Source organism: Streptomyces sp. NPDC088124, from assembly GCF_040685895.1.
GTDB lineage: Bacteria > Actinomycetota > Actinomycetes > Streptomycetales > Streptomycetaceae > Streptomyces.
This window is the reverse complement of the sequence record NZ_JBFBJB010000010.1, coordinates 143,249-169,378: the sequence shown is the minus strand read 5'-3', so window position 1 is coordinate 169,378 and position 26,130 is coordinate 143,249. Positions and strand designations below refer to the sequence as shown.

The window sequence follows — 26,130 nt, the reverse complement described above, 5'->3', positions numbered from 1 at the left end:
TCGGGGATTCCGGTGCGACCGGTGGCAGATTTCCATGAGTTCTCGGGTGCTTCTCCGCGAATTGCGGAAAATCGGAGCTGAGGCACGATGAACCCCGCGCGGGCGCCTAGCATTCGTTCTCCCGAGCGGAGAAACTTGAGAACTGAATGGACTGGTTCGGTTGAGTGGATCTAACAGATGGGTTGTGCTCATCGGCTCGTTCGTGGCCTACATGTTTGACGCGCTGGAAATCTTGCTGCTGTCGTTCACGTTGCCTGAGATCCGCGCCGATCTGGGACTCACGACGACACAGGGCGGCCTGCTCGCCACGGCGACGTTGCTCGGTATCGGGGTGAGCAGCCTGACGGTCGGCTGGCTCGCCGACAACTACGGCCGTAAACGGGCGTTGATGGTGTCGCTCGCCGTGTTCGGCGTGTTCACTGCGGCGATCTTGGTGGTGGACAGTTTCACGATGTTCCTGGTGCTGCGTTTCGTGGCGGGTCTGGGACTCGGAGGGGTCTGGGGAGCGGTGTCGACCTACGTGGTCGAGACGTGGCCGGCCGCGCAACGGGGACGTGCGGTCGCGTTCGTGCTCAGCTCGTTCTCGATCGGCGGGGTGGTCGCCGCGGCGCTGTCGGGTGCGTTGCTGCCGGACTGGCGCCTGGCGTTCTTCATCGGCGGGGTGGGCGTGGTGATCCCGCTGGTCGTCGTCGGACTGTTCTTCCGCGAGTCGGCCGAGTGGGTCGAGCAGAAGACCACGCCGGTGAAGGTGACGGAGATCTTCGCTCCGGAACTGCGCAGGAACACGGTGCTCGGTGCGACCGTGGCATCGCTCGCGATGTTCGGGGCGTGGGGCGCGTCCACGTGGCTGCCGACGTACCTGCAGGCGGACAAGGGCATCCCGGCCGCGACCGTCGCGGTGTTCATGACGGTGCTCAATCTCGGGATGTTCGTCGGCTACAACGTCTTCGGGCTGATCAGCGACCGGATCGGCCACAAGTACGCACTGGTGCTGTCACTGGCCGGTGTGGCACTGACCTTGCCCCTGTACGTGGTCGCCGCCGACCGCACGACGTTGCTGTGGCTGGGTCCGATGTTCGCCTTCTTCGCCGCTTACGCGGGCGTCTTCGGGGTGTACATGGGTGAGTTGTTCCCGACCAGGGTGCGGATGACCGGCGCCGGATTCGCTTACAACGTCGGGCGTGGTGTGTCCGCGTTCGCTCCGCTCACGCTGGGGGTGCTGGCTGTCAACGTGGGGTTCGGTGCCGGTCTGCTGGTGTGCGCGGGCTTCATGGCGTGCGCGGCGATCGCCATGACGTTCCTGCCCGACCTGCGCGCCGCGCCCCAGCCGCAGGCCTCAGCCTCGGCTTCAGCGGTACGCAGCTGACAGCCGGCACTGGCGCCTCGTCAGAGAAGCGTTTCGACAGCTGAGCCGCCACTTCGTGTGGCGGCTCAGGCATCTCACTTCCGGTCCGGCGGATCGGTGTCACCGGTCCGCCACAGGTAGCTGCGCACCGAGAGCGACGCGGCGCGCATGGCTGCCCGGATGTCGTCGAGGTCCTCGCCGGCGAGTTCGCCACGCTCCCGGGTGAGCGTGGGCAGAATCAGCCTGGCCGCCTCCAGCAGACACAGCATCGCGTCCAGTTGTGCGCTGGCCGGCAGTCTGCTCAGGTCCTCGTACAGGGTCCGGATCAGGGTGTCCGGTTCTGCCGGCGCCGCGGTCCTGGTACCGCGCGCGAAGTCCGTCACGGCCGTTCCTCGAAGCTGCTCCACTGCGGGCACAAGGCTGAGTCTCCTCGCCGGGGTTGGATGCGCGGGAACTGATGATCTTCATGTCGTAGCTCGTCGGCCAATGCCATTCCCCGGCACACGTCAATACGAACAAGGCCGGGGTTCCGCAAATTTGGGAGGGAGTTCCGAGGCGGACGGAAACTGGCGGGTTGCGACGGCGCAACAGTGACAGGAGTGGGTGGTCCACCTAGGATCTGGTTCCAGTACTTCTTGCTCTGCATTTCTCCGTTTGCGGTCCTGGCCCAGTCGGCTGTACGGAATGGATGGGTGCCATGGTTAATGATCAGAACCGCTGCGAAGTGTCCCGGCCGGTCGATGGCTGGGTTCTCAGCTCGGTCCAGGCCAGGATCCTGGAGGGTGTCGCGGCCGGCTTCTCCAGCGGGCGGCTTTCGAGAGAGTTGCACCTCAGCTCGAAGACCATCGACTATCACGTCCGCGTCATGTCCGACAAGCTGCAGACGCCGAATCGTGTCTCGTTGGTTTCAAGAGCGTTCGTCCTCCAGATTCTGCGAACGGATTCGTGGCCCCCGCGCATCGCTTCCGACACGGTGGATTAACGCTTGGCGGTTCGCGAGATCGTCATCCGTGCGTTCATGCGGCAACTGTATTTCGTGTCATGTTTCCCGGGCGTTTACTTTGTCTCGCTGCTTGATCGATGGTCGTCAATGTTCCTCTCCTGAGTGAACCGGCCAGGTGCCCGGGTCGTCGATGCCCGTCGACGCCGGTGCGGCGTCGAGGCCGGTCAGCAGCTCCACCATGACCCTGGTGATGTTCTGCGCGGTCAGCCCGCAGGCGGCGAGTACCTCGGCCCTGGAACCGTGGCTGAGGAACCGCCTCGGGATGCCGAACTCGCGCAGCGGGGTGTGCACGTCGGCGTCCCGCAGCGCCTGCGCTGTCGCGGAACCGACGCCACCCGCGCGGCTGTTGTCCTCGACGGTGAGCGCGAGCCGGTGGCGGCGGGCCAGGTCTGCCAGTGCGGGGTTGACCGGGGTGACCCACCTCGGGTCCACCACCGTCACCCCGATGCCCTGTGCCCGGGCACCGTCGGCGACGGTGATCGCGAGCCCGGCCAGCGCACCTACCGCGATGATCAGCACGTCCAGCCGGCCGGAACGGCGCAGCACGTCAATCCCGTTGAACGTGGCGGTGGCGGGCAGGTCCTCACCGGCGGGGCCTTTGGGGAACCGCAGCAGTGTCGGACTTTCGCGCCACGCCACCGCCTCGGCCAGCAGTTCGGCCAGCCGGGTGCCGTCCCGCGGCGCCGCGATCCGCAGCCCCGGCACCACCTGCAGCACCGAGAGGTCCCACATGCCGTTGTGGCTCGGCCCGTCGTCGCCGGTCACCCCGGACCGGTCGAGGACGAACGTCACCGGGCGGCGGTGCAGCGCGACGTCCATGAGCAGTTGGTCGAGCGCGCGGCTGACGAACGTGGAGTAGATGGCCACCACCGGGTGCACGCCGCCCACGGACAACCCGGCGGCCATCGTGACCGCGTGCTGCTCGGCGATACCGACGTCGATCACCCGGTGCGGGAACCTGCGCTGGAGCGGCAGGAGCCCGGTCGGCTCCGCCATCGCCGCCGTGATCGCCACGAGGTCGTCACGCTGCTCGGCCAGTTCGACCAGCTTCTCGCCGAACACCGACGTGAACGACGGGGGCGACGCCTTCAGTGCCCGCCCGGTGTGCGGGTCCATCGGTTTGACGGCGTGGCCGAGGTCGAGGTCGTTGGTCTCGGTGTGCCGGTACCCCTTGCCCTTGGCGGTGATCACATGCACCACCACGGGCCCGCCCAGCGCGACCGCGTGGCGCAGGGAGTCCTGGACGGCGGAGAGGTCGTGACCGTCGACGGGGCCGACGTAACCGAGCCCGAGTTGTTCGAACACGCCAGGACCGCGCCCGGCGCGCAGGTCGGCCAGGTGCTCGGCCAGCCCGCCGACGGTCGGCGCGTAGGAGCGTTGGTTGTCGTTGAGCACGATGACGAGCGGGCGCTCCGGCCCGCCCGCGATGTTGTTGAGCGCCTCCCAGGCCATGCCGCCGGTCATCGCGCCGTCGCCGATGACCGCGACGGTCGCCCGGCCGCGCCGGCCGAGGTGGGCGTCCGCCCTGGCCAGCCCGTCCGCATAGGACAGTGCGGTGGACGCGTGCGAGTTCTCCACCAGGTCGTGCTCGGACTCCTCCCGGCTCGGGTAGCCGGAGACCCCGCCCGTCTTGCGCAGCCGGTCGAACCCGGCCTGGCGGCCCGTGAGGATCTTGTGCACGTAGGACTGGTGCCCGGTGTCCCACAGCAACCGGTCCCGCGGGGACTCGAACACCGTGTGCAACGCGATGGTCAGCTCGACCACACCCAGGTTGGGCCCGAGGTGTCCCCCGGTCGCGGAGACCCGCTCGATCAGGAACGCGCGGATCTCGCCGGCGAGGTCGCGGAGCTCCCCGGCGGTCAGTTCACGAAGCCGCGCCGGGTCGCCCACGGATTTCAGCAGCGTCATCTCGAACAGTGCTCCTCACCGGGTGTGGTGGGCGGCCGGGGCCGCCCTCTCGGTCGGTCCGGGCGGTCACGGCACGTCCGCCGCTCCGGTCAGCCGCGAGGGCGGGGAGAACACGATGTCCTCGGTCGCCACCGGCGTTACGGACGTGTCCGCGTTCCCCCGTACCTGCGGGGAGACCCCGTGCGCGGAGAAGACACACACCGCGCGGCGCACGCCGGCACACAAACTGCGCGGCTCGGCCAGCAGGACCTGCTTACCGCCACTCATTCCCACTCCGTTCCGTGCCATGACGTCCGTGCGGGAACGCCTGGCTCCGCGTTGCCGAACAGGGCATCCACGCCGGTCGGCAGAAACCGAGTCCTTCTCGGGAAGTCTTGTCTGCTGTTGGGGGCTGCTGTTGGGGGCCGGCTTAATTGCAGGACTCGAATACGGTCCCGGTGCCGCCCGGCAGTCATCATTCCGCAGGCTAGCCCGATCCGGGCCCTGGCCCCGTCTTCTTTGGGGTTTTTCCTAAAGCGGAAGATGCCCACGCCGTTTCGTTGACAGGGTCAGAGGTGTCCCCCCAGGATGGCATCCAATAGCTGCCACTCAATTTAAGCTTGTCGAACCGCGTTGCCGGCATCCGAGCTCTGGAGGAGTGACTGTGTCAAATCTGGATGAACTCGCAAGTTCTCGGACAGTGCTGGAGCCTCAGGACGAGGTAAGAATAGTCGGCCAGTACTACGACGACAAAACGACGAGGCTTGTTCGCAAATACGGGCCCGGACCCAGGATTCACTACCACGTAGGTCACTACCCCTCCTCCAAAACGCCGCTGAATATCGAGGATGCGACGGCGGACGACATTCGGCGCAGCATACGGACCCACCAAGAGGGTCTGCTGCGGTACGCGGCCAAGATCTGGGGCGCGGAACACCGGCTGTCGGGGCGGATCCTGGATGTCGGGTGCGGCCTCGGCGGGGGCTCGCTCTTCTGGGCGCAGGAGTACGGCGCCGACGTCACGTCGGTCACCAACGCGCCGGAACACGCGCCGATCGTAGAAGGGTTCGCGCGGGAGGCCGGCGTGGGCGAGAGGGTCCGCACCGTGGTCAGTGACGCCAACCATCTCTCCTTGGACGACGGCCCCTACGACGCGGCGGTGGCCATCGAGAGCAGCGGATATTTCAACCGGCCCCAGTGGTTCGAGCGGCTGTCGCACGCGCTCCGCCCCGGTGCGAGTGTCTGCGTCGAGGAAGTCTTCATCACCCGCCCGCACGGGGCCGATGTATGGGCCGAGTACTTCTACACGAAGCCGGCCACGGTACGCGACTACGCGGAAGCCGCGCAGGCCGCCGGTTTCGAGCTGGTCGACGATGTCGACGCCACGTCGGAAACCCTGCCGTTCTGGGAGGAGAGTGCCGCCTGGACGAAGGCGGTACTGGAGAGCGACAGCAGCCTTTCGGCGGTCGAGCGCAGGCAGTTGAGGATATCGCTGCTGGCGAACCAGGCACTCGGCGCCGAATGGGGGGCGGGGGGCCTCCGGCTGGGTTTCCTGCGCTTCGAACTGAAGTGAGCGGAGAACGCACGGGCGGATTCCCGGAATCCACGCGCCACCTGACGGACCATGCGGCCGTCCGCGGTGGTCAGTAGATCACGCAGGCGCCCGGCCGGGATCGCCCGGCCGGGCGCAAGCGGGTTTCCGCCCGCCTTTCGATGTGCTCACCGGCGGTACGGCAGAACCGCCGCCGACTTCCCGCCACCTTCACGACGATACGGAGTTCCTCATGACGGTCGAGCAGTTTCCCGCTCCCAGCGATGTCGCCACCATGTACGACGGGATCGGCCAGATCTACGGTTCCGCGTGGGGCCCCAACAAGCACTACGGATACTGGGAGAACGACGCCGACGACAGCTCCGTCGAGGAAGCCACCGACCGCCTGACCGACATGATGATCTCGGGCATCGCCGCCCGGCCCGGCCAGCGCGTCCTGGACATCGGCTGCGGCATCGGCCATCCCGCGCTGCGGCTCGTCCGCGCCTGTGACGTGAACGTGGTGGGTATCTCCGTCAGCCATGTCCAGGTGGCGAAGGCCAATGAACTCACCGCCGAGGCCGGACTCGCCGACCGGGCCACGTTCCAGTTCACGGACGCGATGAACATGTCCTTCCCCGACGGCTCGTTCGACGCGGCCTGGGCGTTCGAGTCCATGTGGCACATGCCCGACCGCGGCCAGGTGCTCGCCGAGGCCGCCCGCGTCCTGCGCCCCGGCGGTCGCCTCGCCGTCGCCGATGTCATCGAACGCGGCCCGGTCAGCCCGGAGGGACGCGCGGTCCTGGACCACATCTGCGCGAACTACGCGGTGCGCTCCCTCGGCACGATCGACGAGTACCGTACGGCGCTGGCCGCCAACGGCTTCGTCGACGTGGAGATTCGCGACATCAGCGACAACGTCGGCCGTACCCTCGACCTCATGGCCGACGCCGTGGAGACCGTCCGGGACAAGCTGACCGCCCTGGTCGGCGAGGAACAGGCCACATCGCTCATCGACTTCATGCGGCTCTCCGCGGCCACCCCGGAGAGCGGCTACGTCTACTTGACCGCGGTCCGCGCCTGACCGCGTCAGCCGTTCTCGACGATGGGTCCGCCGGCCGCCACGGGCGGCCGGCGGACCCGTCACTCGTAGGCCCATCGCCCGCCCGGACAAGCGGAAACGGCCCGCCAGTTCGACTGGCGGGCCGTCACAGTACGTCGAGGCCAGGGCCTCTCGTCTGGATCATGCTGGGCTCGCGTGCCCGCAGCGACATCAGCCGCTACCGCGGCGGGCCGCGCCTCGCGGCGTTGACGGCGGATACGGGGGAGCCGACGCTCACGCGTCGCCTCCCTCCTCCGCCTTGCGATCCGCGGCACCAACGGCGACACCAGCCGCTGACGCGGCGGGCGCTCCCTGATCCAGCCTGATCCAAACGAAAGACCCTAGTCGGCATCCCGATGCCGCACCCGCAATTCGGTCAACGCCCGGAGCGGGAAGACCGGCCGGTGACGCGGCGGGAGCCCCGGTGCCAGCCGCAGCCCCGGCATCGTGGCGGCGACGGCCTGGATCGCGACCTCCAGTTCCGCGCGGGCGAATCCGGCGCCGAGGCAGAAGTGGATGCCGTGCCCGAACGCGAGATGCGTGGCGGACCCACTGCCCGGACTGAACGCGGCCGGACACGCGTGGGCGCGGCTGTCCCGGCCGGCCGCCCCGTACAGCAGCAGCAGTCGGCTCCCCGCGGCCAGGGGGACATCGCCGACCACGACGTCACGGAGCGCGGTCCGGTACATGCCCGCCAGTGGACTGTCGAATCGCAGCCCCTCCTCGACCAGTTCCCGGGTGCCGACCGTTCCGTCGACCACCTCGGCCCAGCCGCCGGGTGACCGGAGCTGCTGGAAGAAGATCGTGCCCAGCGCCTCCGCGCAGGTCATGTGCCCCGCGAAGATCAGGGTGGGGACCTGGACGGAGACCTCGTCGGCGCTGAGCGTGTGGCCCGCCCTGCCCTCGTGGAGCAGCTCGCTGATCAGGTCGTCCCGCGGCGAGGCGAGCCGCTCCCGGACGAGCGAACGGGCGAAGGCCCCGAACTCCATCAACCCGCGGGCGTGTTCACGCAGTAGTTCGGGATCGGTGTCGCTCCGCAGCATCATGAGTTCGATGCGCTGCTCGGACCAGGTGCGGCAGCGGTCGAGATAATCGTCCGGGATCCCGAGACGCCGGCAGATCACCTCCAGGGCGTACGGAACGGCGAACCCCGAGATGAAGTCGAACTCCTCCGCGGCCGCGGCGCGTTCGGCGTGGTCGGTGGCGATCGCGCGGATCGTGGGTTCGAAGGCCCTGACCCTGGCCGGCGTGAACCCGGCGTTGAGCACCTCCCTGACCCTGGCGTGCTCGGGAGGGTCGAGCGAGCCGACGGCCACGGCATCGACGCCGCGCCAGGTGCGGAACATCCGGCTCACGTCCTCAGGGAGCGCGACCGCGGGGCGGGGGTTGTGGTCGCGCGCCGAGAAGCTTCGGTCGTCCCGCAGCACGGCGACCATGTCCTCGCGCCGGGTGACGCACCACGCGCCGAGCAGCGGGGCGTAGAACACCGGCTCCGCGTCGCCGATGCCGGCCAGGAACGCGTACGGGTCGTCGCGATGTGCGCCATACGGGTCGAACGGCCTGCCTTCATGCAGTTGCTCGGAATCGGCCGATATAGACATTTCGCCTCTCAAGCTTCAGTGAACCATTCCCGGCGCCGATCAGTGAGGTTTGTAAGGGGCCGGCTCAATAGCCGGACTCGAATACGGCTCCGGTGCCGCCCGGCAGCCATCATTCCGCAGGGTAGTCGAATCCGGGTCCCGCACCGTCTTCTTTGGGGTTTTTCCTAAAGTCGAAGATGCCCACGCCACTTCGTTGACACGGCAGTGCGGCTCGTTCCAGGATGGCGGTCGGAACGATCACGTAATTCCGGGGCATCACTCCAGGTCCTGATGGCGCGTTGATGCAGCTGGTCTATACAGCTGACGCAAAATGTTCGACGCGGCGATGTTTTTCAGTGGTTCAATTCGCGAAATACCAGTGCGCGGTTCCGAGCAGGACAGGAATCGGGAAGGCGTGCGACCGGAGGAGAATCCTGATGAGCACACTCGATACCTCGTCGGCCCGGCGTCAGGCGCTCCTGTCGCCGAGTGCCGTGCGGTCCGCGGTCCTGCCCGTCGTGCGGCAGCGGGTCTCCGCGCTGGAGCCGACCCTGGCCCGGATCTGCTCGTACCACCTCGGCTTCGTCGACGAACACGGTGGCCCCAGCGGCGCGCGGAACGGCAAACTGACCCGCGCCGCCCTCATGGTGGCGGCGGCCGATGGAGTCGGCCTGCGGCCGGAGGATGTGCGGTGCCAGGCGGCGGCACTGGAGTTGCTGCACAACTCGACCCTGGTCCACGACGACATCATCGACGCGGACGAACTGCGTCGCGGCCGCCCGGCCGCCTGGAAGGTGTTCGGGGCCGGTCAGGCCATCCTGGCCGGCGACGCGTTGCAGGCGCTCGCGCTGCGGATGGTCGTCGACGACGAAGGACCCGGCCGCGCGGAGATCTCCAGCCTGTTCGCCGAAGCCCTCGGCCTGGTCCTCGCGGGCCAGGCACGCGAACTCACCGTACGGCTGGGGCCGGACACCGGCATCGCGGAGTACGACCGGATCGTGACGGAGAAGACCTCCGCGCTGCTGGAGTGCGCACTGGTGACACCCGCACTGCGGGCGGGCAGCCCGGAGCACATCCGGGCCGCCCTGCGCGGCGCGGGCAGACATCTGGGCCTCGCCTTCCAGATCCTCAACGACGTCGAGGACATCTGGGGCGACCCCACCGTGACCGGCAAGCCCGTACGCAGCGACATCCTGCGGCGCAACCCGTCTTTTCCGGTGCTGGCGGCCCTGTCCGCCGACACCCCGGCCGGCCGGCGACTGCGCCGGCTGTGGCACTCCGACGACACCACGGCGGCGCACCTCCAGGAGATGGCCGGCCTCGTCGAGGAATCCGGCGGCCGGCACACGGCCGAGCGGATCTCCCGCGGCCATCTGGACTCGGCTCTGGAGCACCTCGCACGAGCCGAGCTCTCCCCGGCCGCGTCCACCGAACTGACCGCGTTGTTCGACCGCATCGTCCATCGTGATCGTCTTCAGCAAGGTGGTCCGAACCTCGATTCCGGCGGAGGCCGTCAGTGAGTACCCCAGCTCAATTGCCTTTCGAGCAGACGAATGTGCTGCAACTCGCGCCCGGGCTGCGCACGCTCCAGTCCCAGGGCGCGGTCCACCGGGTGCGTACCGCCGAGGGCGACGAGGCATGGCTGGTCACCGGCCACGCCTGGGTGAGGCAGTTGCTCGACGACGACCGGCTCGGCCGCTCCCACCCCGATCCGGAGGCCGCGGCGAAGGACCGCGGCTCGGCCCTGCTCGCCGGCCTGCTGGGCGGCCTGGCCACCGACCACCCCCGGTTGCGCACGCTGCTGGAGCCGCACTTCTCACCCGAGCGGATGCGGGCGCTGCGGCCGTACGTGGAGAAAGCGACCGGGCAACTCCTGGACGGACTGGCCGGGCAGCAGCCACCGGTCGACCTGCGCCAGGCGGTGGCGCTGTCACTGCCGATCCAGGTGATGTGCGAGTGGCTGGGCGTGCCCCAGGAGGACAAGGACCGGTTCGGCGGCTGGACCCAGGACGCCGCCGGGGTCGGGGACCCGGCCAGGGCCCAGCGGGGACTGGGCGAGTTGTTCGGCTACTGCAGACAACTGGTCGCCGACAAACGGAAGAATCCCGGCGATGACGCGATCTCCCGGATCTGCGCGACCGACGGGGTCACCGACGACGAGGTCCTCGGGCTGACGGCGCTGCTGCTGTTCGGCGGTTACGAGACCACGGTGGCCCGGATCGGCACCTGCGTGTCGCTGCTGCTGGCCGACCCCGAGCAGTGGCAGGCGCTGCTCCACGACCCGGACCTCATCCCCGGCGCGGTCGACGAGACCCTGCGGAGGTCGATGCCCAACCCGCACAACGGCGGCATGCCCCGTTACGCGCTGACGGACTTCGAGATCGACGGGGCCGCCATCCGGACCGGCGACTTCGTGCTGCTGAACACCATCGCGGCCAACCACGACGAGACGGTCTTCGCCGACTCGGGCCGGGTCGACCTCACCCGCGACACCACGGACAGCCTCGCGTTCGGGCACGGCGCGTACTCCTGCGTCGGCGCGATGCTGGCCCGTATGCAGCTCCAGGTGGTGCTCACCCAGCTCGTCGCGCGCTTCCCGACCCTGCGGCTGGCTGTCGGTGTGGAGGAGCTCGAGCTGCGCCACAACACGCTGATCGGCGGGTTGATCCAACTTCCGGTGACATGGTGATTGGATCCTGATGCTGCACAAGATATCCACGGGCGTCGTCACGAAGAGCCCGGACACGGTCCGTTCCTATCTCCTGCTGATGCGGCTGGACAGGCCCACGGGGTACGTGCTCTACCTGCTGCCGGGGCTGTGGGCCGTCGCCCTCGCCCCCGGGCAACGACCCGGCCCGCTGACGGTGGTGGTGGTCGCCGTCGCCGCGGTACTGGTGCGCGGCGCGGCCTGCGCGGTCAACGACGTGATCGACAGGGAGGTCGACGCCCGAGTCGCCCGTACCGTCTCCCGGCCCGTCGCGTCGGGGGCCATCAGCGTCGGGAACGCGCTCCTGTTCGCCGCCGCACAGGGTGTGGCCGCGCTGCTGGTCCTGGCGGTGGCGAACGTGGAGACGGCCTTGGTCGTCGCCGCCTCGTACCCGCTGATCGTCGCGTACCCCTATATGAAGCGCGTCTTCTTCTGGCCCTCGGCGTTCCTGGCGCTGGTGATGAGCGTCTACGTGCTGATCGGCTGGACGGCGGTGACGGGGAGCGTCGACTACCCGCTCGCGGTGTACGGCCTGTACGCCGGCGGGGCCTTCTGGACCCTGATCCACGACGCGATCTACTCCCATCAGGACAAGGAGTACGACCGGGACATCGGGGTCAAGTCATCCGCCCTGCTGTTCGGCGAGGCCACCAAGACATGGCTGGCGGTCTTCATCGCGCTCAGCGTCGGCGGCGTGCTGTGGGCCGGCTCCCAGACGTCGATCGGGTGGGCGTTCTACCTTGTCGTCGCGGTCGCCGGGGTCTATCTCTCCACTCTGCTCGTACGGGTGGACCTGGACGATCCGAAATCGTGCTGGGACGCCTTCGTCGCCAACACCTACTTCGGCTGGATCGTTCTCGCGGCCGTGATCGCCGGGCGGCTCACATGAACGATGAGCTCCGTGTGACGGATTCGATGTGGCAGGGGAGCGGCGTCGACCTGGACGCCTACCTGACCCGCGTGGGCCACCGGGGCGACGTGGCTCCGGACCTCGCCACGCTGCGGGGCCTGGGCACCGCCCACGTCGACGCGATCGCCTTCGACAACCTCGACGCGGTACTCGGGCGCACGGCGGTGCCGCTGGACCTGGAGAGCGTCCAGGAGAAGATCGTACGGCGGGGCCGCGGCGGCTGGTGCCTGGAACAGGTCGTGCTGATGGCGGCCGTACTGGACCGCATCGGGTTCACGTTCACGGCGTTCGCCGGCCGGACACGGATCCGCACCGCGAACAGGTTCGGGCCGGCCCTGCACGTGGCCCTGTGCGTGGAGCTCGACGGTGAACGCTGGCTCCACGACGTGAGTTTCGGTGGCTACGGGCCGCACGAGCCGATCCGGCTCGCGGAGAACGCGCGGCTGGACGGCGACTGGCCGTTCGACCTCGTGCGGGAGCCGACCGGTGAACACGTGCTGCGGTTCCTGCGGCCGGAGGGACCGGCGGAGCTCTACGGCTTCACCACGGACGTGCGCTATCCGTCGGACTTCGAGCTCCTCAACCACTTCTGCCTCACCCATCCGCGCTCGCCGTTCAACCACCGGATGGTCCTCCAGCGCACACGGCCCGACGTGCGGCACGTCCTCGCCGGCAGCACCCTCACGGAAATACGTCCCGCGCAGCCGGCGACCATCCGGGAACTCGATCGGGAAGAGCTGCTCTCCGCTCCCGAGGAGATCTTCGGGATCACCCTGGAACCGGGCGACGTCCAGGCGCTCGGGAAAATCTTGGACGGTCCATGATGCGTACCCTGCTGCTGGACAACTACGACTCGTACACCTTCAACCTGTACCAGTTGATCGCCGACATCAACGGCCAGGAGCCGGTCGTCATGGTCAACGACGACCCCAGGCTCTCCAGCCTGCGGCTGGAGAACTTCGACAACATCGTGGTCTCACCCGGCCCGGGACGGCCGCAGAACCCCCGGGACGTCGGCCTCCTCGGCGACCTGCTGCGCCGCACCACACTGCCCGTGCTGGGCGTCTGCTTCGGCCATCAGATGATCGCGCACCTGGCCGGAGCGTCGGTGGCCGCCGCGCCCGAACCGAGACACGGGCACCTCGCCAAGGTCTCCCACGAGGGAGATCCGCTGTTCGCCGGCATTCCGCGTGAATTCGTCGCGGTCCGCTACCACTCGCTGTGCGTGCGCGAGCCCCTGCCCGGGGAACTCGTCGCCACCGCGTGGGCGGACGACGGCGTGATCATGGCGCTGCGCCACCGCGATCTGCCGCAGTGGGGCGTGCAGTTCCACCCCGAGTCGATCGCGTCCCAGTACGGGCGTGAGATCCTGCGGAACTTCGCCGGACTGACCCGCCGGACGCGGCACGGACAACGGCCGTCCGCCACCGCCACCGACACCGTCACCGTACGGTCCGACGAGGCGCCCGGCGCGGTCGAGGCACTGGGGATCATCAGCACGGCCGTGTCGACCGCCGCCGATTCCGAGGCCATTTTCCTCAAGCTCTTCGACGCCGTCCCGTACTGCTTCTGGCTGGACAGCAGCCGGGTGGAGGAGGGCCTGTCCCGGTTCTCGTTCCTCGGCGACACGTCGGGTCCGCTCAGCGAGGTCCTGACCTACCGCACCGGCAGCGGGGCGGTGGAAGTGCGCGACGCGAACGGAGTCCACCGTGTCACCGGCAGTGTGTTCGACGTCCTCGATCAGCGGCTGCGCGAACGGCGCGTCCCCGACGCGGACCTGCCGTTCGACCTGACCGGAGGCTACGTCGGCTACTTCGGCTACGAACTCAAGGCCGAATGCGGGGCCACGCCCGGCCACACCGCCGAAACGCCGGACGCCGTCTGGATGTTCGCCGATCGCGTCATCGCGGTCGACCACCAGGAGGGACTGACCTACCTGGTGGCCGTCCACGACGAGAGGACCCGGCACGACGCGCAGGAGTGGGTGGACCGGACGTCCGCGCTCCTGACGGGCCTGAACCCGGCCGCCGCCGAGCCGCCGCGCGAACCCGCCGCCGGCCCGCCCCCGCGTGCCGAGGAGTACCTCGGCCGCGACCGGAGCCGGTACCTGGCGGACATCAGCGAGTGCCGACGGGAGCTGAACCGGGGCGAGAGCTACGAGATCTGCCTGACCAACACGTTGCACATGCCGTTCCATGACGACGACACGTCCTTCTACCTGAGGCTGCGCCGGGCGAACCCGGCACCGTACGCCGCGCTCCTGCGCCTCGACGACGTCACGGTCTTCAGCTCCTCGCCCGAGCGGTTCCTGCGCATCGAGAGGGACCGCACGGTCACCAGCAAGCCGATCAAGGGCACGGCCCCTCGCGACGCCGACCCGGTGCGCGACGCCGAACTGGCCGCCACCCTCGCCTCCAGCGCCAAGACCCAGGCCGAGAACCTGATGATCGTCGACCTGCTGCGCAACGACCTGGGCCGGGTGTGCGAGGTGGGCAGCATCGAGGTCGACCCGTACCTGGCCGTCGAGAGCTACGAGACCGTGCACCAACTGGTCTCCACCGTTCATGGACGGCTCAATGACGGGGTCAGCGCGCTGGACTGCGCCCGGCGGTGCTTCCCGGGCGGTTCGATGACCGGGGCGCCGAAGCTGCGCACCATGGAGATCATCGACCGCTTGGAGACGGAGGCCCGGGGGGTCTACTCCGGCGCCCTCGGCTACTTCGGCCTCTCCGGTGGCACGGACCTGAACATCGTGATCCGCACCGCGGTCCGCGTCGGCGACCGGTTGACCATCGGAGCCGGCGGGGCGATCGTCCTCGACTCCGACCCGCAGGAGGAGTACGAGGAGATGCTGCTCAAGGCGGCGGCGTCGCTCCGCGCCTGGCGTGCGCCGGCGAAGGAGGTTTCCCGATGACCGCGGAGCGTGAAGTGCCCGCGTACGAGCGCGACTTGCTGGCGCAGTTGACGCTCCGCTGGGGGAAGCGGGTGGCCGTCAAGAAGGACGAGCTCGACCTCGACGGTCACTTCGACGCGGCGCTGCCGGACTTCCCCGAACACCTCGTCCCGGTGCTGGGCCTGCCGGGTGCCGACCGGCTCGACCGGGACGCCCGCGAGCGCATCCTGTCCGCTTCGTGGATCGCCTACAACGCCAAGACCGCGGCCATCGAGGACGAGATCATCCTGCCGGCCTGCCGGTTGATGCTGCGGGAACGGATCCCCGTCCGCCGCGACGACGTCGCCGTCGACGCGCTGCACCAGACGATCATCGACGAGCACTACCACATCCTGATGTGCCACAACGCCGTCGGTGTCACCCGCAGGCGGCGCGGCCTGGAGGACGTGCGGTTCGCGCCGGGCGGCTGGTCGGTCGTCCAGGGACGGGACGCGGTCCGCGCCGGGCTGTCCGGGTTCGACCGCGACATCGTCGACATCGCGTTCTCCCTGGCCGCCGAGACGACGATCAGCGGGTTTCTCTCCGCGCTCTCCACCGCCCAGGAGATCCAGCCCATGAACCGGATCACCACCGATCTGCACCGGCGGGACGAGAGCGGACACGCGGTGGTGTTCCGCGAGTTGTGCGGCTCGCTCTACCGGAACCTGGACGGCGGACAGCAGCGGATGTTCCGCGAAGCGCTCGTCACCGGGCTCACCGCGTTCCGCTCCGCGGACCTGGAACCCTGGGTGGCCGTGGCGGCCCAGGGCGGCTTCGAGATCGACACCGGCCGGCTGAGCGCGTGGGCCGCGTCCCGTCCCGCGCCCGCGCGGGACACCGGACCGCTGCAGCTGCTCCTCGACGACCTGGGCATCAGCCACGACCTCGTCGCGATGGTCCGGCGCTGACCGCCCCGCACCGTAGTGACGAGTCGGCGCCCGACCCGCGCCCGGCGTCTCGTTCGGCGCTGAAACCCACCACACTTTCGAGGATGCGCCCATGGATCAGGAAGCCACCCTTCTGGAACTCGACGACGCCTTCGTGCAGGACCCCTACTCGGTGTACGCGAAGCTCGGCGCCGAAGGCTCGGCGCACCGGGTGCGGATGCCCCCGGGAGTCCCCGTGTGCGGCGGACTGCCGGTCTGGCTCATCACCGGGTACGAGGCGGTGCGTTCCGCACTGGCGGATCCCCGGCTGAGCACCGATCTGCACCGGATGGACGGGCTGTTCGCGCAGAACGAGCCGGACAGCGACCGACGTGCCGGTTTCTCACCGGCCATCGCCAGCCACATGCTCAACTCCGACCCGCCGGACCACACCCGGATGCGCAAGCTCGTGGCCAAGGCGTTCACCAGCCGCGCCGTCGAGGCGCTCCGGCCGGAGATCGACCGGATCACCGCGGGACTGGTCGACACCCTCGCGGACGAGGACACGGTCGACCTGCTGGACGACTTCGCGTTTCCGCTGCCGATCCGGGTGATCTGCCAGTTGCTGGGGGTGCCGGTCGAGGAGCAGGAGAACTTCAAGTCCTGGTCCAGGGCGCTCGTCTCCGGCGACTCCCCCGAAGCGGCCGCCGCCGCCACCACCGAGGTGGTCGCGTACCTCGGCGAACTCATCGCGCGCAAACGCCGCGCGCCCACCGGCGACGTGCTCTCCGCCGTGGTCTCGGCCCACGACGTCGACAACCGGCTCACCGACATCGAACTGGTCTCGACGGCCTACCTGCTGTTCGTCGCCGGTTTCGAGACCACCCTCAACGCCCTGGGCAACGGCACGCTCCACCTGATGCGGAACCTGGACCAGTGGGAGGCCCTCCGCGCGGACCGCTCCCTCCTCCCCGGCGCGGTCGAGGAGTTCCTGCGGCTGGAGAGCCCCCTGAAGCACGCCTCCTTCCGGTGTGCGAAGGAGCCCCTGACCATCGGCGGCGTCGAGATCCCGGCCGGCGACTTCGTGCTGCTGTCGATCGCCTCCGCCAACCGCGATCCGCGGCGCTTCGAGGACCCGCACGCACTGGACGTCCGCAGGCCCACCGACGGCGGCCATCTGGCCTTCGGACACGGCATCCACCACTGCCTCGGCGCGCCGCTCGCACGGGTGGAGGTACGGGCGGCGTTCGGCGCCCTGCTCGACGCGTTCCCCGCGATGAGGCTCGCGGCCGACCCCGAGGAACTGCGGTGGCGCAACAGCACGATCATTCGCGGGCTCCACTCACTGCCGGTACGGCTGAATCGCCGCTAGCGCGGCCAGAAAGGTGTGGCTGACCACATGCTCATATGCGGGATCAAGGCATCGCACGACGGCGGGGTCGCCGTCATCGGAGACGGCCGCCTTCTCTTCAGCTACGAGATCGAGAAGCTGAACAACGGCGAGCGCTACAGCTCCCTCGGAGACCTGGAACGCGTGACGGAGATCCTCGCCGCCGAGGGTCTGTCACCCGCCGACATCGACCAGTTCGTGGTCGACGGCTGGTACACGAAGGACGCCGCGGGCGAGACCGCCGTCACGGTGAACTCCGGCGGCCTGCCGGTACAGCTCCGGGTCGCACCGTACCTGGAGAGCCCCGGCGACGACGGGCCGCTGCAACGCCACACCTTCAGCGGCCATGGTTTCGACCACTACGCCGGCTACACCCATGTCGCCAACCATCTCATCGGCACGTACTGCTCAAGCCCGTTCGCCGCCCGGGGCGAAGACGCGTTCGTCGTGGTCTGGGACGGCCTCATCACACCGCGCCTCTACCGGGTGCGGGCCGCGACCCGTGAGGTGACCTTCGTCGAGTCCCTGCTGCCCGCCTTCGGAGGCAGCTTCGCGGCCTTCTGCTCGCGGTTCGAGCCGTTCCTGCTCAACACCGACGACGTCACGTCGGACACGTACATCCGCCGGCACCTCTCCGTCGCGGGGAAGGCCATGGCGTACGCGGCCCAAGGCCGGGTCGAGAGCGGTGCCTTCACCGTCTTCGACGACCTCATGGAGGAGTACCGCGACCTTCCCGTCGACAAGGTGGGCGTGCTGGGCGACAAGGTCGCCGCGAACAGGGACGAGCTGATGCCGGGCCTGTCCAACGCGGACCTCATCGCCACCTATCAGGCCTACATCGGCCACCACCTGCTGCGGCGGCTCACCTCGGCGGTGCGCAGCCGCTTCCCGGACGGTGGCCACAACCTGGTGCTCGGCGGCGGCTGCGCGCTCAACATCAAGTGGAACACCGCGATCCGGGCCAGCGGGGTCTTCCAGGAGGTCTTCGTCCCGCCCTTCCCCAACGACGCGGGGGCGGCGATCGGAACAGCGGCCTGCGAGATGTTCCGGCGCGGCCGGACGGCGCTGGAGTGGGATGTCCACAGCGGGCCGCGGATCACCACCGGCACACTTCCCGACGGGTGGCGGGCAGGGCCCTGCGACGAACGGCGGCTGGCCGCCCTCCTGCACACCGAGGGCGAACCGGTGGTCGTCCTCTCCGGCCGCGCGGAGCTGGGCCCGCGCGCTCTGGGCAACCGGAGCATCCTGGCGCCCGCGACCGACCCCCGGATGAAGGACCGGCTCAACGACATCAAGAACCGCGCCCCGTACCGGCCCGTCGCGCCCATCTGCCTGGAGGACCGCGCTCCGGAGGTCTTCGATCCCGGCACGCCCGACCCGTACATGATCTTCGAGCACCGCATGCGGCCCGGTTGGGCCGAACGCGTCCCGGCGGTCGTTCACCTGGACGGCACCGCCCGGCTCCAGACCATCGCGTCGACCCAGGACACCGACACCGCTCGTATCCTCACCGCCTACGCCGACATCAGCGGAGTACCGGTGCTGTGCAACACGAGCGCGAACCTTGAGGGACGGGGCTTCTTTCCCGACGTCGAGTCAGCGGCCAGGTGGGGCGGGACCCGTTACATCTGGTCCGAGGGGACGCTGTACACGAACCCCCGCGTGGGGTGATGTTCCCTTGCCGATCCGTGCACAGGCCCGGCTGAAATTCGCCACCTGGACCACCGGGCTCCGTCACACCCGCTGACTACACAGCACCTGTAGAATGTCGCGCCCTGGAGAACCGCCCGCCGACGCCCGGCGAGGGGACGTCGGGGGCCGACCGGCCGGCGGTCTCCGGACAAGTCCGCCACCTATGCGACGCGGAGATTGCCGTGCGACTCGCGCAAGTAATGGCAGATGCCTTTGAGCGCTACCAGGACCGGCCCGCCGTCGGTGAGCGGGCGAGGGAGTTCGTGCGGGACGCCCGGACCGGGCGCGTTTCGGCCCGTCTGCTGCCGCACTACGAAACGACCACCTACGGGCAGCTGTGGAGCCGTATCCGCGCGGTGGCGAGCGAATGGCACCACCACCCGCGGCGCCCTCTCGTCGCGGGCGACCGGGTGGCCCTCCTCGGCTTCAGCAGCCGGGACTACGCGACGCTGAACCTGGCGTGCGCCCAACTCGGCGCCGTCATGGTCCCGTTGCAGACCAGTGCGGCGACCGGACAGCTGACGTCCGTCATGGCGGAGACCGAGCCGCTCCTCGTCGCCGCGAGCATCGAACGACTGGACACCGCGACCGACCTGTCCCTGCGCACACCGTCGGTCCGGCGGCTGGTCGTGTTCGACCATCACCCGCTCGCCGAGGACCAGGCGGAGCGATTCGCCGCCGCCCGCGAGGGCCTGACCCGGGCCGGACGGGACGTGGAGGTCGTCGCCCTGTCGGAGGTCCTCGACCGCGGCGCGGCCCTGCCCGAGGTGCCGCCGTACACCCCCGGCGACGACGAGAACCCCCTCACGATGCTCATCTACACCTCGGGGAGTACGGGAACACCGAAGGGCGCGATATACCCCGAGCGGCTGGCCAGGGTGATGTGGCAGTACCGGGCGAAGCAGGCCGGCACGGACCTGGTCACCCTCAACTACACACCGATGAGCCATGTCGCGGGCCACTTCTCGCTGACGAACACACTGGCGCGCGGCGGCACCAACTGTTTCACCGCCAGTAGCGACCTGTCGACGTTCTTCGAGGACATCGCTCTCGTGCGGCCCACCGAACTGCCCCTGGTGCCGCGGGTGTGCGAGATGCTCCACCAGCTCCACCGGAGCGAGCTGGACCGGCTCATCTCCGCGGGCACCGACCCGGAGCGGGCCGCGACCGAGGTGCGCAGGCAGCTCCGCGAGGAGGTCCTCGGCGGGCGCGTCACCTGGGCCAGCTGCGGCTCCGCGCCGCTGTCGGCCACACTGACCGAGTTCACCGAGGACCTCCTCGGTATTCCCCTGCACAACGTGTACGGCTCCACGGAGGTCGTGGGCATCGCCGCCGACGGCGAGATGCTGAGCCCGCCGGTGATCGACTACAAGCTGGCCGACGTGCCCGAGCTCGGCTACTTCCGCACCGACACCCCCCACCCGCGCGGCGAGCTCCTGGTGAAGGCCGACGGCATCCCCGGCTACTACAAGCGGCCCGAGCTGACGGCGGAACTCTTCGACGAGGACGGCTACTACCGGACCGGCGACATCGTCGCGGAACTCGGTCCACGCCGTATCGCCGTCGTGGACCGCCGCAAGAGTGTCCTGAAACTGTCCCAGGGCGAGTTCGTGGCGGTCGCCAGGCTGGAATCGGTCTTCGTCGCCTGCCCGCCGGTGCGGCAGATCTTCCTCTACGGCAACAGCGAGCGCTCGTACCTGCTCGCCGTCGTCGTGCCCACCCCGGACACCCTGCGGCGGTACGGGGACGACCGGGCACGTCTCGGACAACTGCTGAGCGAATCGCTCCGGCGGATCGCGAAGGACACCGGCCTGCACTCGTACGAGATCCCCAGGGGTCTGCTGATCGAGGACGAGCCGTTCAGCCAGGCCAACGGCCTGCTCTCGGACCAGCGAAAGCTGTTGTGGCCCAAGCTGGCGGAGCGGTACGGCGAGCGACTGGAGCAGCTGTACGCCGAGATCTCGGCCCACGAGACCCAGGAGTTGCTCGACCTGCGCCGCACCGGCGGCGACCGGCCGGTGCTGGAGACGGTCCAGCGGGCCGCGCGGGCGCTGCTGGCGGGCTCGGCGACGGAGGTGAGTCCCTCCGCGCACTTCCGGGACCTCGGCGGCGACTCGCTGTCCGCGGTGTCGCTGTCGAACCTGCTGCACGACACCTTCGGTGTCCCGGTACCGGTCGACGTCGTCATCAGCCCCGCACACGACCTGCGGCAGCTGGCCGCCTACGTCGAGGCCAAACGCACCGCCACCGCGACGCGGCCCACCTTCGCGTCGGTGCACGGCGAGGACGCCACCGAGACGCACGCCAAGGACCTCAGCCTGGGCCGGTTCATCGACGCGGCGACGCTCGACGGCGCCCGCCACCTCCCGCGCCCCGCCGGGGAGCCACGCCGCGTTCTGCTGACCGGCGCGAGCGGATACCTGGGGCGCTTCCTCACCCTTGAGTGGCTCCAGCGGCTGGCCCCGGCCGGCGGCAGGCTGATCGTCGTGGTCCGCGGCAAGGACCCGGACGCCGCCCGGCAGCGGCTGGCCGATGCCTTCGGCGGCGACGACCCAGAACTGACGTGCACGTTCGAGGAGTTGGCCGAGGAGCACCTGGAAGTGCTGGCAGGAGACATCGCCGAGCCGAGGCTGGGCCTGGACGGGGCGACGTGGGAACGGCTGACCGGCGAGGTGGACCTGATCGTCCACGCGGGCGCCCTGGTGAACCACGTGCTGCCCTACCGCCACCTGTTCGACGCCAACGTCCTCGGCACCGCGGAGCTCATCCGGCTGTCCCTGACCGAACGGCTCAAGCCGGTCACGTACATCTCCAGCGTGGCCGTGTCCAGATCCCGGCGGGGACAGCCACTCGACGAGGACAGCGACGTGCGCGCCGCGCTGCCGGTCCAGCCGGTCGACGACGGGTACGCCGGCGGGTACACGACGAGCAAGTGGGCGGGGGAGGTGCTGCTGCGGGAGGCGCACGACCTGTGCGGCCTGCCGGTGACGGTGTTCCGCTCCAGCATGATCCTCGCGCACAGCCGGTACGCAGGGCAGCTGAACGTGCACGACATGTTCAGCCGGCTGCTGTTCAGTCTCCTCGCGACGGGCGTGGCCCCGGACTCCTTCTACCGGACCGGCGGCGGCGTGAGGCCGCGGGCCCACTACGACGGACTGCCCGTCGACTTCACCACGGCATCGGTCGTCGCGCTGGGACGGAGCACCTCCGGGTACCGGACCTTCCATCTGGTGAACCCGCACGACGACGGCATCTCACTCGACACGTTCGTGGACTGGCTCATCGAGGACAGCCACGGTGTCGAGCGGATCGCGGGCTACGGGGACTGGCTCGTCCGCGTCGAGGCCGCCCTGCGCAACCTGCCCGAGGCGCGGCGCCAGTACTCCGTCCTCCCCCTGCTGGGCGCCTTCCGGGAACCGGAAGAGGCCGTGCCCGGCTCGGACGTCCCGTCGGCCCGCTTCCGGGCCGCCGTCCAGGAGGCCGGCATCGGACCGGACCGGGATGTGCCGCGCCTGTCCCCGGCCCTCATCCGCCGGTACGTGACGGACCTGCGGCGCCTGATGACCGCCTGACCGGGAGACCACGCCGTATCCGGCGCGGAGGGGGCAGCGGAGGGGTCAGTCGTCACGCGCCCGCCATCGCGCCGCCTCCGCGCCGGCCTCCTTGAGCGTCAGCCCGGCGACCTGCGCCAACGGGACGTCCTTCAGCGGGCAGTCGGCATAGTGGTCGGCCCTTTCGCTCGGGGCGGCGTCACACCCGGGGCACTGTCGAGGAGGCATGGTTGCTCCTTGTCCTTAGGTCGAGTCGTGGCGGTCGGCCTGCCATGTCCGTATGACGTTGCCCAGGTAGGGCATCACCAAGGCGAGCAGCACCACGACGACCGCGCCGGCCGTGGTTCCCGCGGCCAGCCACCGCCACGCGGGTGCCGCCGTATGAGCCGGCGGTGCCAGGGCGAGACTGCTTCCCGTCGCCAGGCACAGGAGCCCCGACGAGTAACAGAAGTCGGCTCTGCGGGCCAGGCTGCTCCACTTTGCGTAGTCCCTCCGCTGATCCTGAATCAGCTCCTCGTGCAGATCGTCGGACATCTCGGAGAGCGGACCCCACCAGGCTTCGATATCGCTGCGCGAGTACAGATACTGGCGGGAGCGAACTCCCCACACCACCGCCACGACCATGAAGAGCGCGGTCAGGCCGAGTACGAGCAGCGTGGGGTCCGGCCAGCGGAACGTGGCGCGGTCCGTGATGACGAGCCCCAGCAGCGTGATGCTCGCACCACCCAGGAGGGGCGCCGCGGTCGTGTACTGCCCCTCACGCGCAGCCCACCAGTTCAGTGGCGCGGGCTTGCGCCAGGAAAGTCTCACACTGCCCCCCTCGAAGGAGGCGGTCGGCGGCTGCGCAGCCTCCCCGCCCCGACGAAATACCCGGACAAAATACAGCGCGGCCGCTGGGAGCGGAACGCCCCGAACCGGCCAAGAAGGAACGTGCCGACGCGGCGCGTCGTTGGTTAGGGTGGCGGGCGGAGGCCGGGCCGGACAGCGACCGGGGGAGGCTCGTTGACGCGTGAGGTGCTGCCGCCGTCGGCGCGCGCCCGGCTCGGGCCGATCGCGGCCCTCGCGGCGCTGGTGGTCGTCCTGCTCGGGATCCTGTACGCCGGAGACGGCGGGCCCGGCGGGGTGGACGCGCGGGTCTCCGCGGCGGTGGAAGGGGTCGGGGCGCCGTGGCGGCAGGCCGCTCTGGCCGTGGACTTCCTGGGGGAGCCCGTGGGGGCGGCGGCCCTGGTCGTGGCCGCCGTGACGGGGTGCCTGCTGGGCCGGCGTCCTCGCGCGGCGGTGCTCGTCGTCGCCGGGGCCGGGCTGACCGTGGGGACGACGACGCTGCTCAAGTCCCTGGTGGGGCGCACCATCCACGACGGGAGCCTGTCCTACCCGAGCGGGCACACCGCCTTCCTCACCGCCCTCGCCCTCGTGGCGGCGCTGCTCGCGGCCGGCCGGCCCGGCGTCGGCGGGCCGGCCGGCGCGTCACTCGTGCTCGCCGCGGCGCTGGTCGCCGGCGCCGCCATGGGCTGGGCGCAGGTCGCCCTGGGCGCGCACTATCCGACCGATGCCGTCGGGGGCTGGTGCACCGCGCTGGCGGTGGTGCCGGCGACCGCGTGGCTGGTGGACCGGGCGGCCGGTACCGGCCGGCGGGAGCGTCGCTGACCTCCCGTCACGCCCGGCGGCGGAACACGGGCTTCACCGGCCGTCCGGCCAGCCAGGGGGTGGGGTCACCGGCGTCCAGCGCCTTCCGGTACACCGCGCACGCCTGGGCCACCGCCTCGACGGTGTGATCGATGTCGGCGTCGGTGAGCGCGCTGCTCACCACGAACGACGGGGCCAGCACCCCGCCCGCGAGGAGCCGCCGCAGGAACAGGGTGCGGTACGGCTGCGACGGCCGCCGGTTCTCGTCGAGGGTGGCGAAGACCAGGTTGCTGGCCCGGCCCCGGACGACGACGTGGTCGCCGACGCCCAGGCCCGCCGCGGCCTCGCGGACACCGGCGGCCAACCGCTCGCCGAGCGCGTGCAGCCGCGCGGTGACGCCCTCTTCGGCGTAGGTGGTCTGTACGGCCATCGCGGCCGCCAGGGAATGGGTCTCCGCACCGTGCGTGGTGGACAGCAGGAACACCCGGTCGCCGGAGTGGCGCAGCCCGCCCCGCTCCATCAGTTCGCGGCGCCCGGCCAGCGCCGAGACGGCGAACCCGTTGCCCAGCGCCTTGCCGAACGTGGAGAGGTCGGGGACGACGCCGTACAGGCCCTGGGCGCCCGCCTCGGACCAGCGGAAGCCGGTGATCATCTCGTCGAAGACCAGGACACAGCCGTGCCGGTCGGCCAGCTCGCGCAGACCGGCGAGGTATCCGGGAGTGGGGTCTCCCGCGCTCGGACGGAGGGGAGAGCCGGGGGACGGCCCGGTGTGGGTGGCGGGTTCGAGGATCAGGCAGGCGATCTCGTCCCGGTACCGGGTGAGCAGTTCCTCCGTGGCGGCCAGGTCCCCGTAAGGGAAGGACACGGTCAGCTCGTTGGTCGCGGTCGGCACGCCGGCGGACATCGGCGTGGTGCCGATGAACCAGTCGTCGACGGAGAAGAACGGATGGTCGGCGCAGACGGCCACCCGCGGGCGCCCGGTGGCGGCGCGGGCGAGGCGGACCGCGGCCGTGGTGGCGTCGGAGCCGTTCTTCGCGAACTTCACCATCTCGGCGGTCGGCACCGTCGCCAGGAAGCGCTCCGCGGCCTCGACCTCCACGATGGACGGCCGGACGAAGTTGCTGCCGCGGTCGAGTTCCCGTCGCACCGCCTCGGTCACGCGGGGGTGGGCGTGGCCGAGGCTGACCGACCGCAGGCCGGAGCCGTACTCGATGTAGCGGTTGCCGTCGATGTCCCACACATGGGCGCCGCGGCCGTGGCTGATGACCGGGGCCAGGTGCTCGGGGTACTGGTCGTCGCCCTTGGCGTAGGTGTGCGCGCCGCCGGGGATCAGGGCGTGCAGCCGCTCGTTCGCCCTCCGCGACCGGGGCAGGGGGAGTTCTTCGGTGTCCGCCGCGTCCGCGGTGTGCCCGGGGTGTTCGGTGTGGCCGTTGTCCATGACGCCTCAACTCTCCTTCCGGCGCAGGTACTCGGCGAGGCCGGGTGCCTCCCGGTCCCGCCGGGACATCGAGGTGACCGGCAGCGGCCAGTCGATGGCCAGCTCCGGGTCGTCGAAGGCGATCGTCACGTCCTCGGCCGGATCGTGCGGGCGGTCGATCCGGTACGAGACGTCGGCGGGCCCGGTCAGCGCCTGGAAGCCGTGCGCGCACCCCGCCGGGATGTACAGGGTCGTCTGCGTCTCGTCGGACAGCTCGAAGAAGGCCCGGTTCCGGTAGGTCGGCGAGTCCGCCCGCAGGTCCACGACGACATCGAAGATCCGCCCGTACGAGCACCGCACCAGCTTGGCCTCACCGGCGCCGGAGCGCAGGTGCAGGCCGCGCAGCACGCCCCGGACCGAGCGGGACAGGCTGTCCTGGACGAAGGCGTCCGGGTCGAGGCCCACCGAGCGGACCACGTCGGCGTCGAAGGTGCGGCAGAAGGAGCCGCGCTCGTCGGCGTACGGCGTCGGCTCGAACAGGTACGCGCCGGCGATCGCCGGGACGTCGGTCGCTTTCATTCCGGCCGCTTT

The 26,130-nt window shown here is 69.9% G+C and carries 22 protein-coding genes; 14 read left to right on the top strand and 8 right to left on the bottom strand.

The features are described from left to right. Nucleotides 1-184 precede the first annotated feature (184 nt). The gene (locus AB0P17_RS11015; protein ID WP_365809666.1) at nucleotides 185-1,366 is read left to right on the top strand and encodes an MFS transporter; all 1,182 of its coding nucleotides are present in this window, start codon (nucleotides 185-187) and stop codon (nucleotides 1,364-1,366) included. A gap of 74 nt (nucleotides 1,367-1,440) precedes the next feature. Here AB0P17_RS11015 and AB0P17_RS11010 read toward each other — a convergent pair whose 3' ends face one another. Then, nucleotides 1,441-1,728: a hypothetical protein gene (locus AB0P17_RS11010; RefSeq protein WP_365809664.1), complete on the bottom strand. Its 288-nt coding sequence runs from the start codon at nucleotides 1,726-1,728 to the stop codon at nucleotides 1,441-1,443. Between the two features lie 314 nt (nucleotides 1,729-2,042). Between AB0P17_RS11010 and AB0P17_RS11005 the strand changes: the two genes are divergently transcribed. After that, the gene (locus AB0P17_RS11005) at nucleotides 2,043-2,327 is read left to right on the top strand and encodes a LuxR C-terminal-related transcriptional regulator (protein WP_365809663.1); all 285 of its coding nucleotides are present in this window, start codon (nucleotides 2,043-2,045) and stop codon (nucleotides 2,325-2,327) included. Between the two features lie 105 nt (nucleotides 2,328-2,432). On the opposite strand, the gene AB0P17_RS11000 is transcribed toward AB0P17_RS11005, so the two are convergent. Both AB0P17_RS11000 and AB0P17_RS10995 read right to left on the bottom strand, forming a co-directional pair. Further along, nucleotides 2,433-4,256, bottom strand: a complete 1,824-nt coding sequence (locus AB0P17_RS11000; protein WP_365809661.1) for a 1-deoxy-D-xylulose-5-phosphate synthase — start codon at nucleotides 4,254-4,256, stop codon at nucleotides 2,433-2,435. Nucleotides 4,257-4,322: 66 nt separating this feature from the next. Continuing rightward, nucleotides 4,323-4,523 (bottom strand): hypothetical protein, encoded by a 201-nt coding sequence (locus AB0P17_RS10995; RefSeq protein WP_365809659.1) that lies wholly within the window; start codon nucleotides 4,521-4,523, stop codon nucleotides 4,323-4,325. 376 nt (nucleotides 4,524-4,899) lie between these two features. Here AB0P17_RS10995 and AB0P17_RS10990 point away from each other — a divergent pair, with 376 nt between their 5' ends. Next, nucleotides 4,900-5,808: a methyltransferase domain-containing protein gene (locus AB0P17_RS10990; RefSeq protein WP_365809657.1), complete on the top strand. Its 909-nt coding sequence runs from the start codon at nucleotides 4,900-4,902 to the stop codon at nucleotides 5,806-5,808. 211 nt (nucleotides 5,809-6,019) lie between these two features. After that, nucleotides 6,020-6,850, top strand: coding sequence for a methyltransferase domain-containing protein (locus tag AB0P17_RS10985; protein WP_365809655.1), 831 nt, complete (start codon nucleotides 6,020-6,022; stop codon nucleotides 6,848-6,850). A gap of 359 nt (nucleotides 6,851-7,209) precedes the next feature. On the opposite strand, the gene AB0P17_RS10980 is transcribed toward AB0P17_RS10985, so the two are convergent. Continuing rightward, nucleotides 7,210-8,469: a cytochrome P450 gene (locus AB0P17_RS10980; RefSeq protein ID WP_365809654.1), complete on the bottom strand. Its 1,260-nt coding sequence runs from the start codon at nucleotides 8,467-8,469 to the stop codon at nucleotides 7,210-7,212. Between the two features lie 416 nt (nucleotides 8,470-8,885). Between AB0P17_RS10980 and AB0P17_RS10975 the strand changes: the two genes are divergently transcribed. The 9 genes from AB0P17_RS10975 to car all read left to right on the top strand — a co-directional run bounded on the left by AB0P17_RS10975 (nucleotide 8,886) and on the right by car (nucleotide 22,517). Further along, complete coding sequence (locus AB0P17_RS10975) at nucleotides 8,886-9,968, top strand: polyprenyl synthetase family protein (protein ID WP_365809652.1); 1,083 nt, start codon at nucleotides 8,886-8,888, stop codon at nucleotides 9,966-9,968. Then, the gene (locus AB0P17_RS10970) at nucleotides 9,965-11,137 is read left to right on the top strand and encodes a cytochrome P450 (RefSeq protein WP_365809651.1); all 1,173 of its coding nucleotides are present in this window, start codon (nucleotides 9,965-9,967) and stop codon (nucleotides 11,135-11,137) included. Before AB0P17_RS10975 ends, AB0P17_RS10970 begins: the two co-directional genes overlap by 4 nt. A gap of 10 nt (nucleotides 11,138-11,147) precedes the next feature. Then, entirely contained in the window at nucleotides 11,148-12,044 is an 897-nt protein-coding gene (locus AB0P17_RS10965) for a UbiA family prenyltransferase (RefSeq protein WP_365809650.1), read from the top strand. A 14-nt stretch (nucleotides 12,045-12,058) separates the two neighbouring features. Further along, complete coding sequence (locus tag AB0P17_RS10960; protein ID WP_365809648.1) at nucleotides 12,059-12,889, top strand: arylamine N-acetyltransferase; 831 nt, start codon at nucleotides 12,059-12,061, stop codon at nucleotides 12,887-12,889. After that, nucleotides 12,889-14,979 (top strand): aminodeoxychorismate synthase component I, encoded by a 2,091-nt coding sequence (pabB, locus tag AB0P17_RS10955; RefSeq protein ID WP_365809695.1) that lies wholly within the window; start codon nucleotides 12,889-12,891, stop codon nucleotides 14,977-14,979. Before AB0P17_RS10960 ends, pabB begins: the two co-directional genes overlap by 1 nt. Next, on the top strand, nucleotides 14,976-15,905 hold the full coding sequence (locus AB0P17_RS10950) for a diiron oxygenase (RefSeq protein WP_365809646.1): 930 nt from the start codon (nucleotides 14,976-14,978) through the stop codon (nucleotides 15,903-15,905). Before pabB ends, AB0P17_RS10950 begins: the two co-directional genes overlap by 4 nt. Nucleotides 15,906-15,996: 91 nt before the next feature. Beyond that, nucleotides 15,997-17,235 (top strand): cytochrome P450, encoded by a 1,239-nt coding sequence (locus tag AB0P17_RS10945; protein WP_365809645.1) that lies wholly within the window; start codon nucleotides 15,997-15,999, stop codon nucleotides 17,233-17,235. A 27-nt stretch (nucleotides 17,236-17,262) separates the two neighbouring features. Further along, on the top strand, nucleotides 17,263-18,924 hold the full coding sequence (locus tag AB0P17_RS10940) for a carbamoyltransferase N-terminal domain-containing protein (RefSeq protein ID WP_365809643.1): 1,662 nt from the start codon (nucleotides 17,263-17,265) through the stop codon (nucleotides 18,922-18,924). A gap of 203 nt (nucleotides 18,925-19,127) precedes the next feature. Beyond that, nucleotides 19,128-22,517, top strand: a complete 3,390-nt coding sequence (gene car, locus AB0P17_RS10935; RefSeq protein WP_365809641.1) for a carboxylic acid reductase — start codon at nucleotides 19,128-19,130, stop codon at nucleotides 22,515-22,517. 45 nt (nucleotides 22,518-22,562) lie between these two features. Here the strand turns inward: car and AB0P17_RS10930 are convergent, their stop codons facing one another. Next, nucleotides 22,563-22,724: a hypothetical protein gene (locus AB0P17_RS10930; RefSeq protein WP_365809639.1), complete on the bottom strand. Its 162-nt coding sequence runs from the start codon at nucleotides 22,722-22,724 to the stop codon at nucleotides 22,563-22,565. Between the two features lie 15 nt (nucleotides 22,725-22,739). Beyond that, a complete protein-coding gene (locus AB0P17_RS10925; protein WP_365809637.1) occupies nucleotides 22,740-23,306 on the bottom strand; it encodes a hypothetical protein in 567 nt (188 codons plus the stop codon). Nucleotides 23,307-23,498: 192 nt separating this feature from the next. Here AB0P17_RS10925 and AB0P17_RS10920 point away from each other — a divergent pair, with 192 nt between their 5' ends. Next, the gene (locus AB0P17_RS10920) at nucleotides 23,499-24,143 is read left to right on the top strand and encodes a phosphatase PAP2 family protein (RefSeq protein WP_365809635.1); all 645 of its coding nucleotides are present in this window, start codon (nucleotides 23,499-23,501) and stop codon (nucleotides 24,141-24,143) included. Between the two features lie 7 nt (nucleotides 24,144-24,150). On the opposite strand, the gene AB0P17_RS10915 is transcribed toward AB0P17_RS10920, so the two are convergent. Beyond that, a complete protein-coding gene (locus AB0P17_RS10915; protein WP_365809633.1) occupies nucleotides 24,151-25,560 on the bottom strand; it encodes a glutamate-1-semialdehyde 2,1-aminomutase in 1,410 nt (469 codons plus the stop codon). Between the two features lie 6 nt (nucleotides 25,561-25,566). Next, complete coding sequence (gene rfbC, locus AB0P17_RS10910) at nucleotides 25,567-26,118, bottom strand: dTDP-4-dehydrorhamnose 3,5-epimerase (protein WP_365809632.1); 552 nt, start codon at nucleotides 26,116-26,118, stop codon at nucleotides 25,567-25,569. Nucleotides 26,119-26,130: the final 12 nt, after the last annotated feature.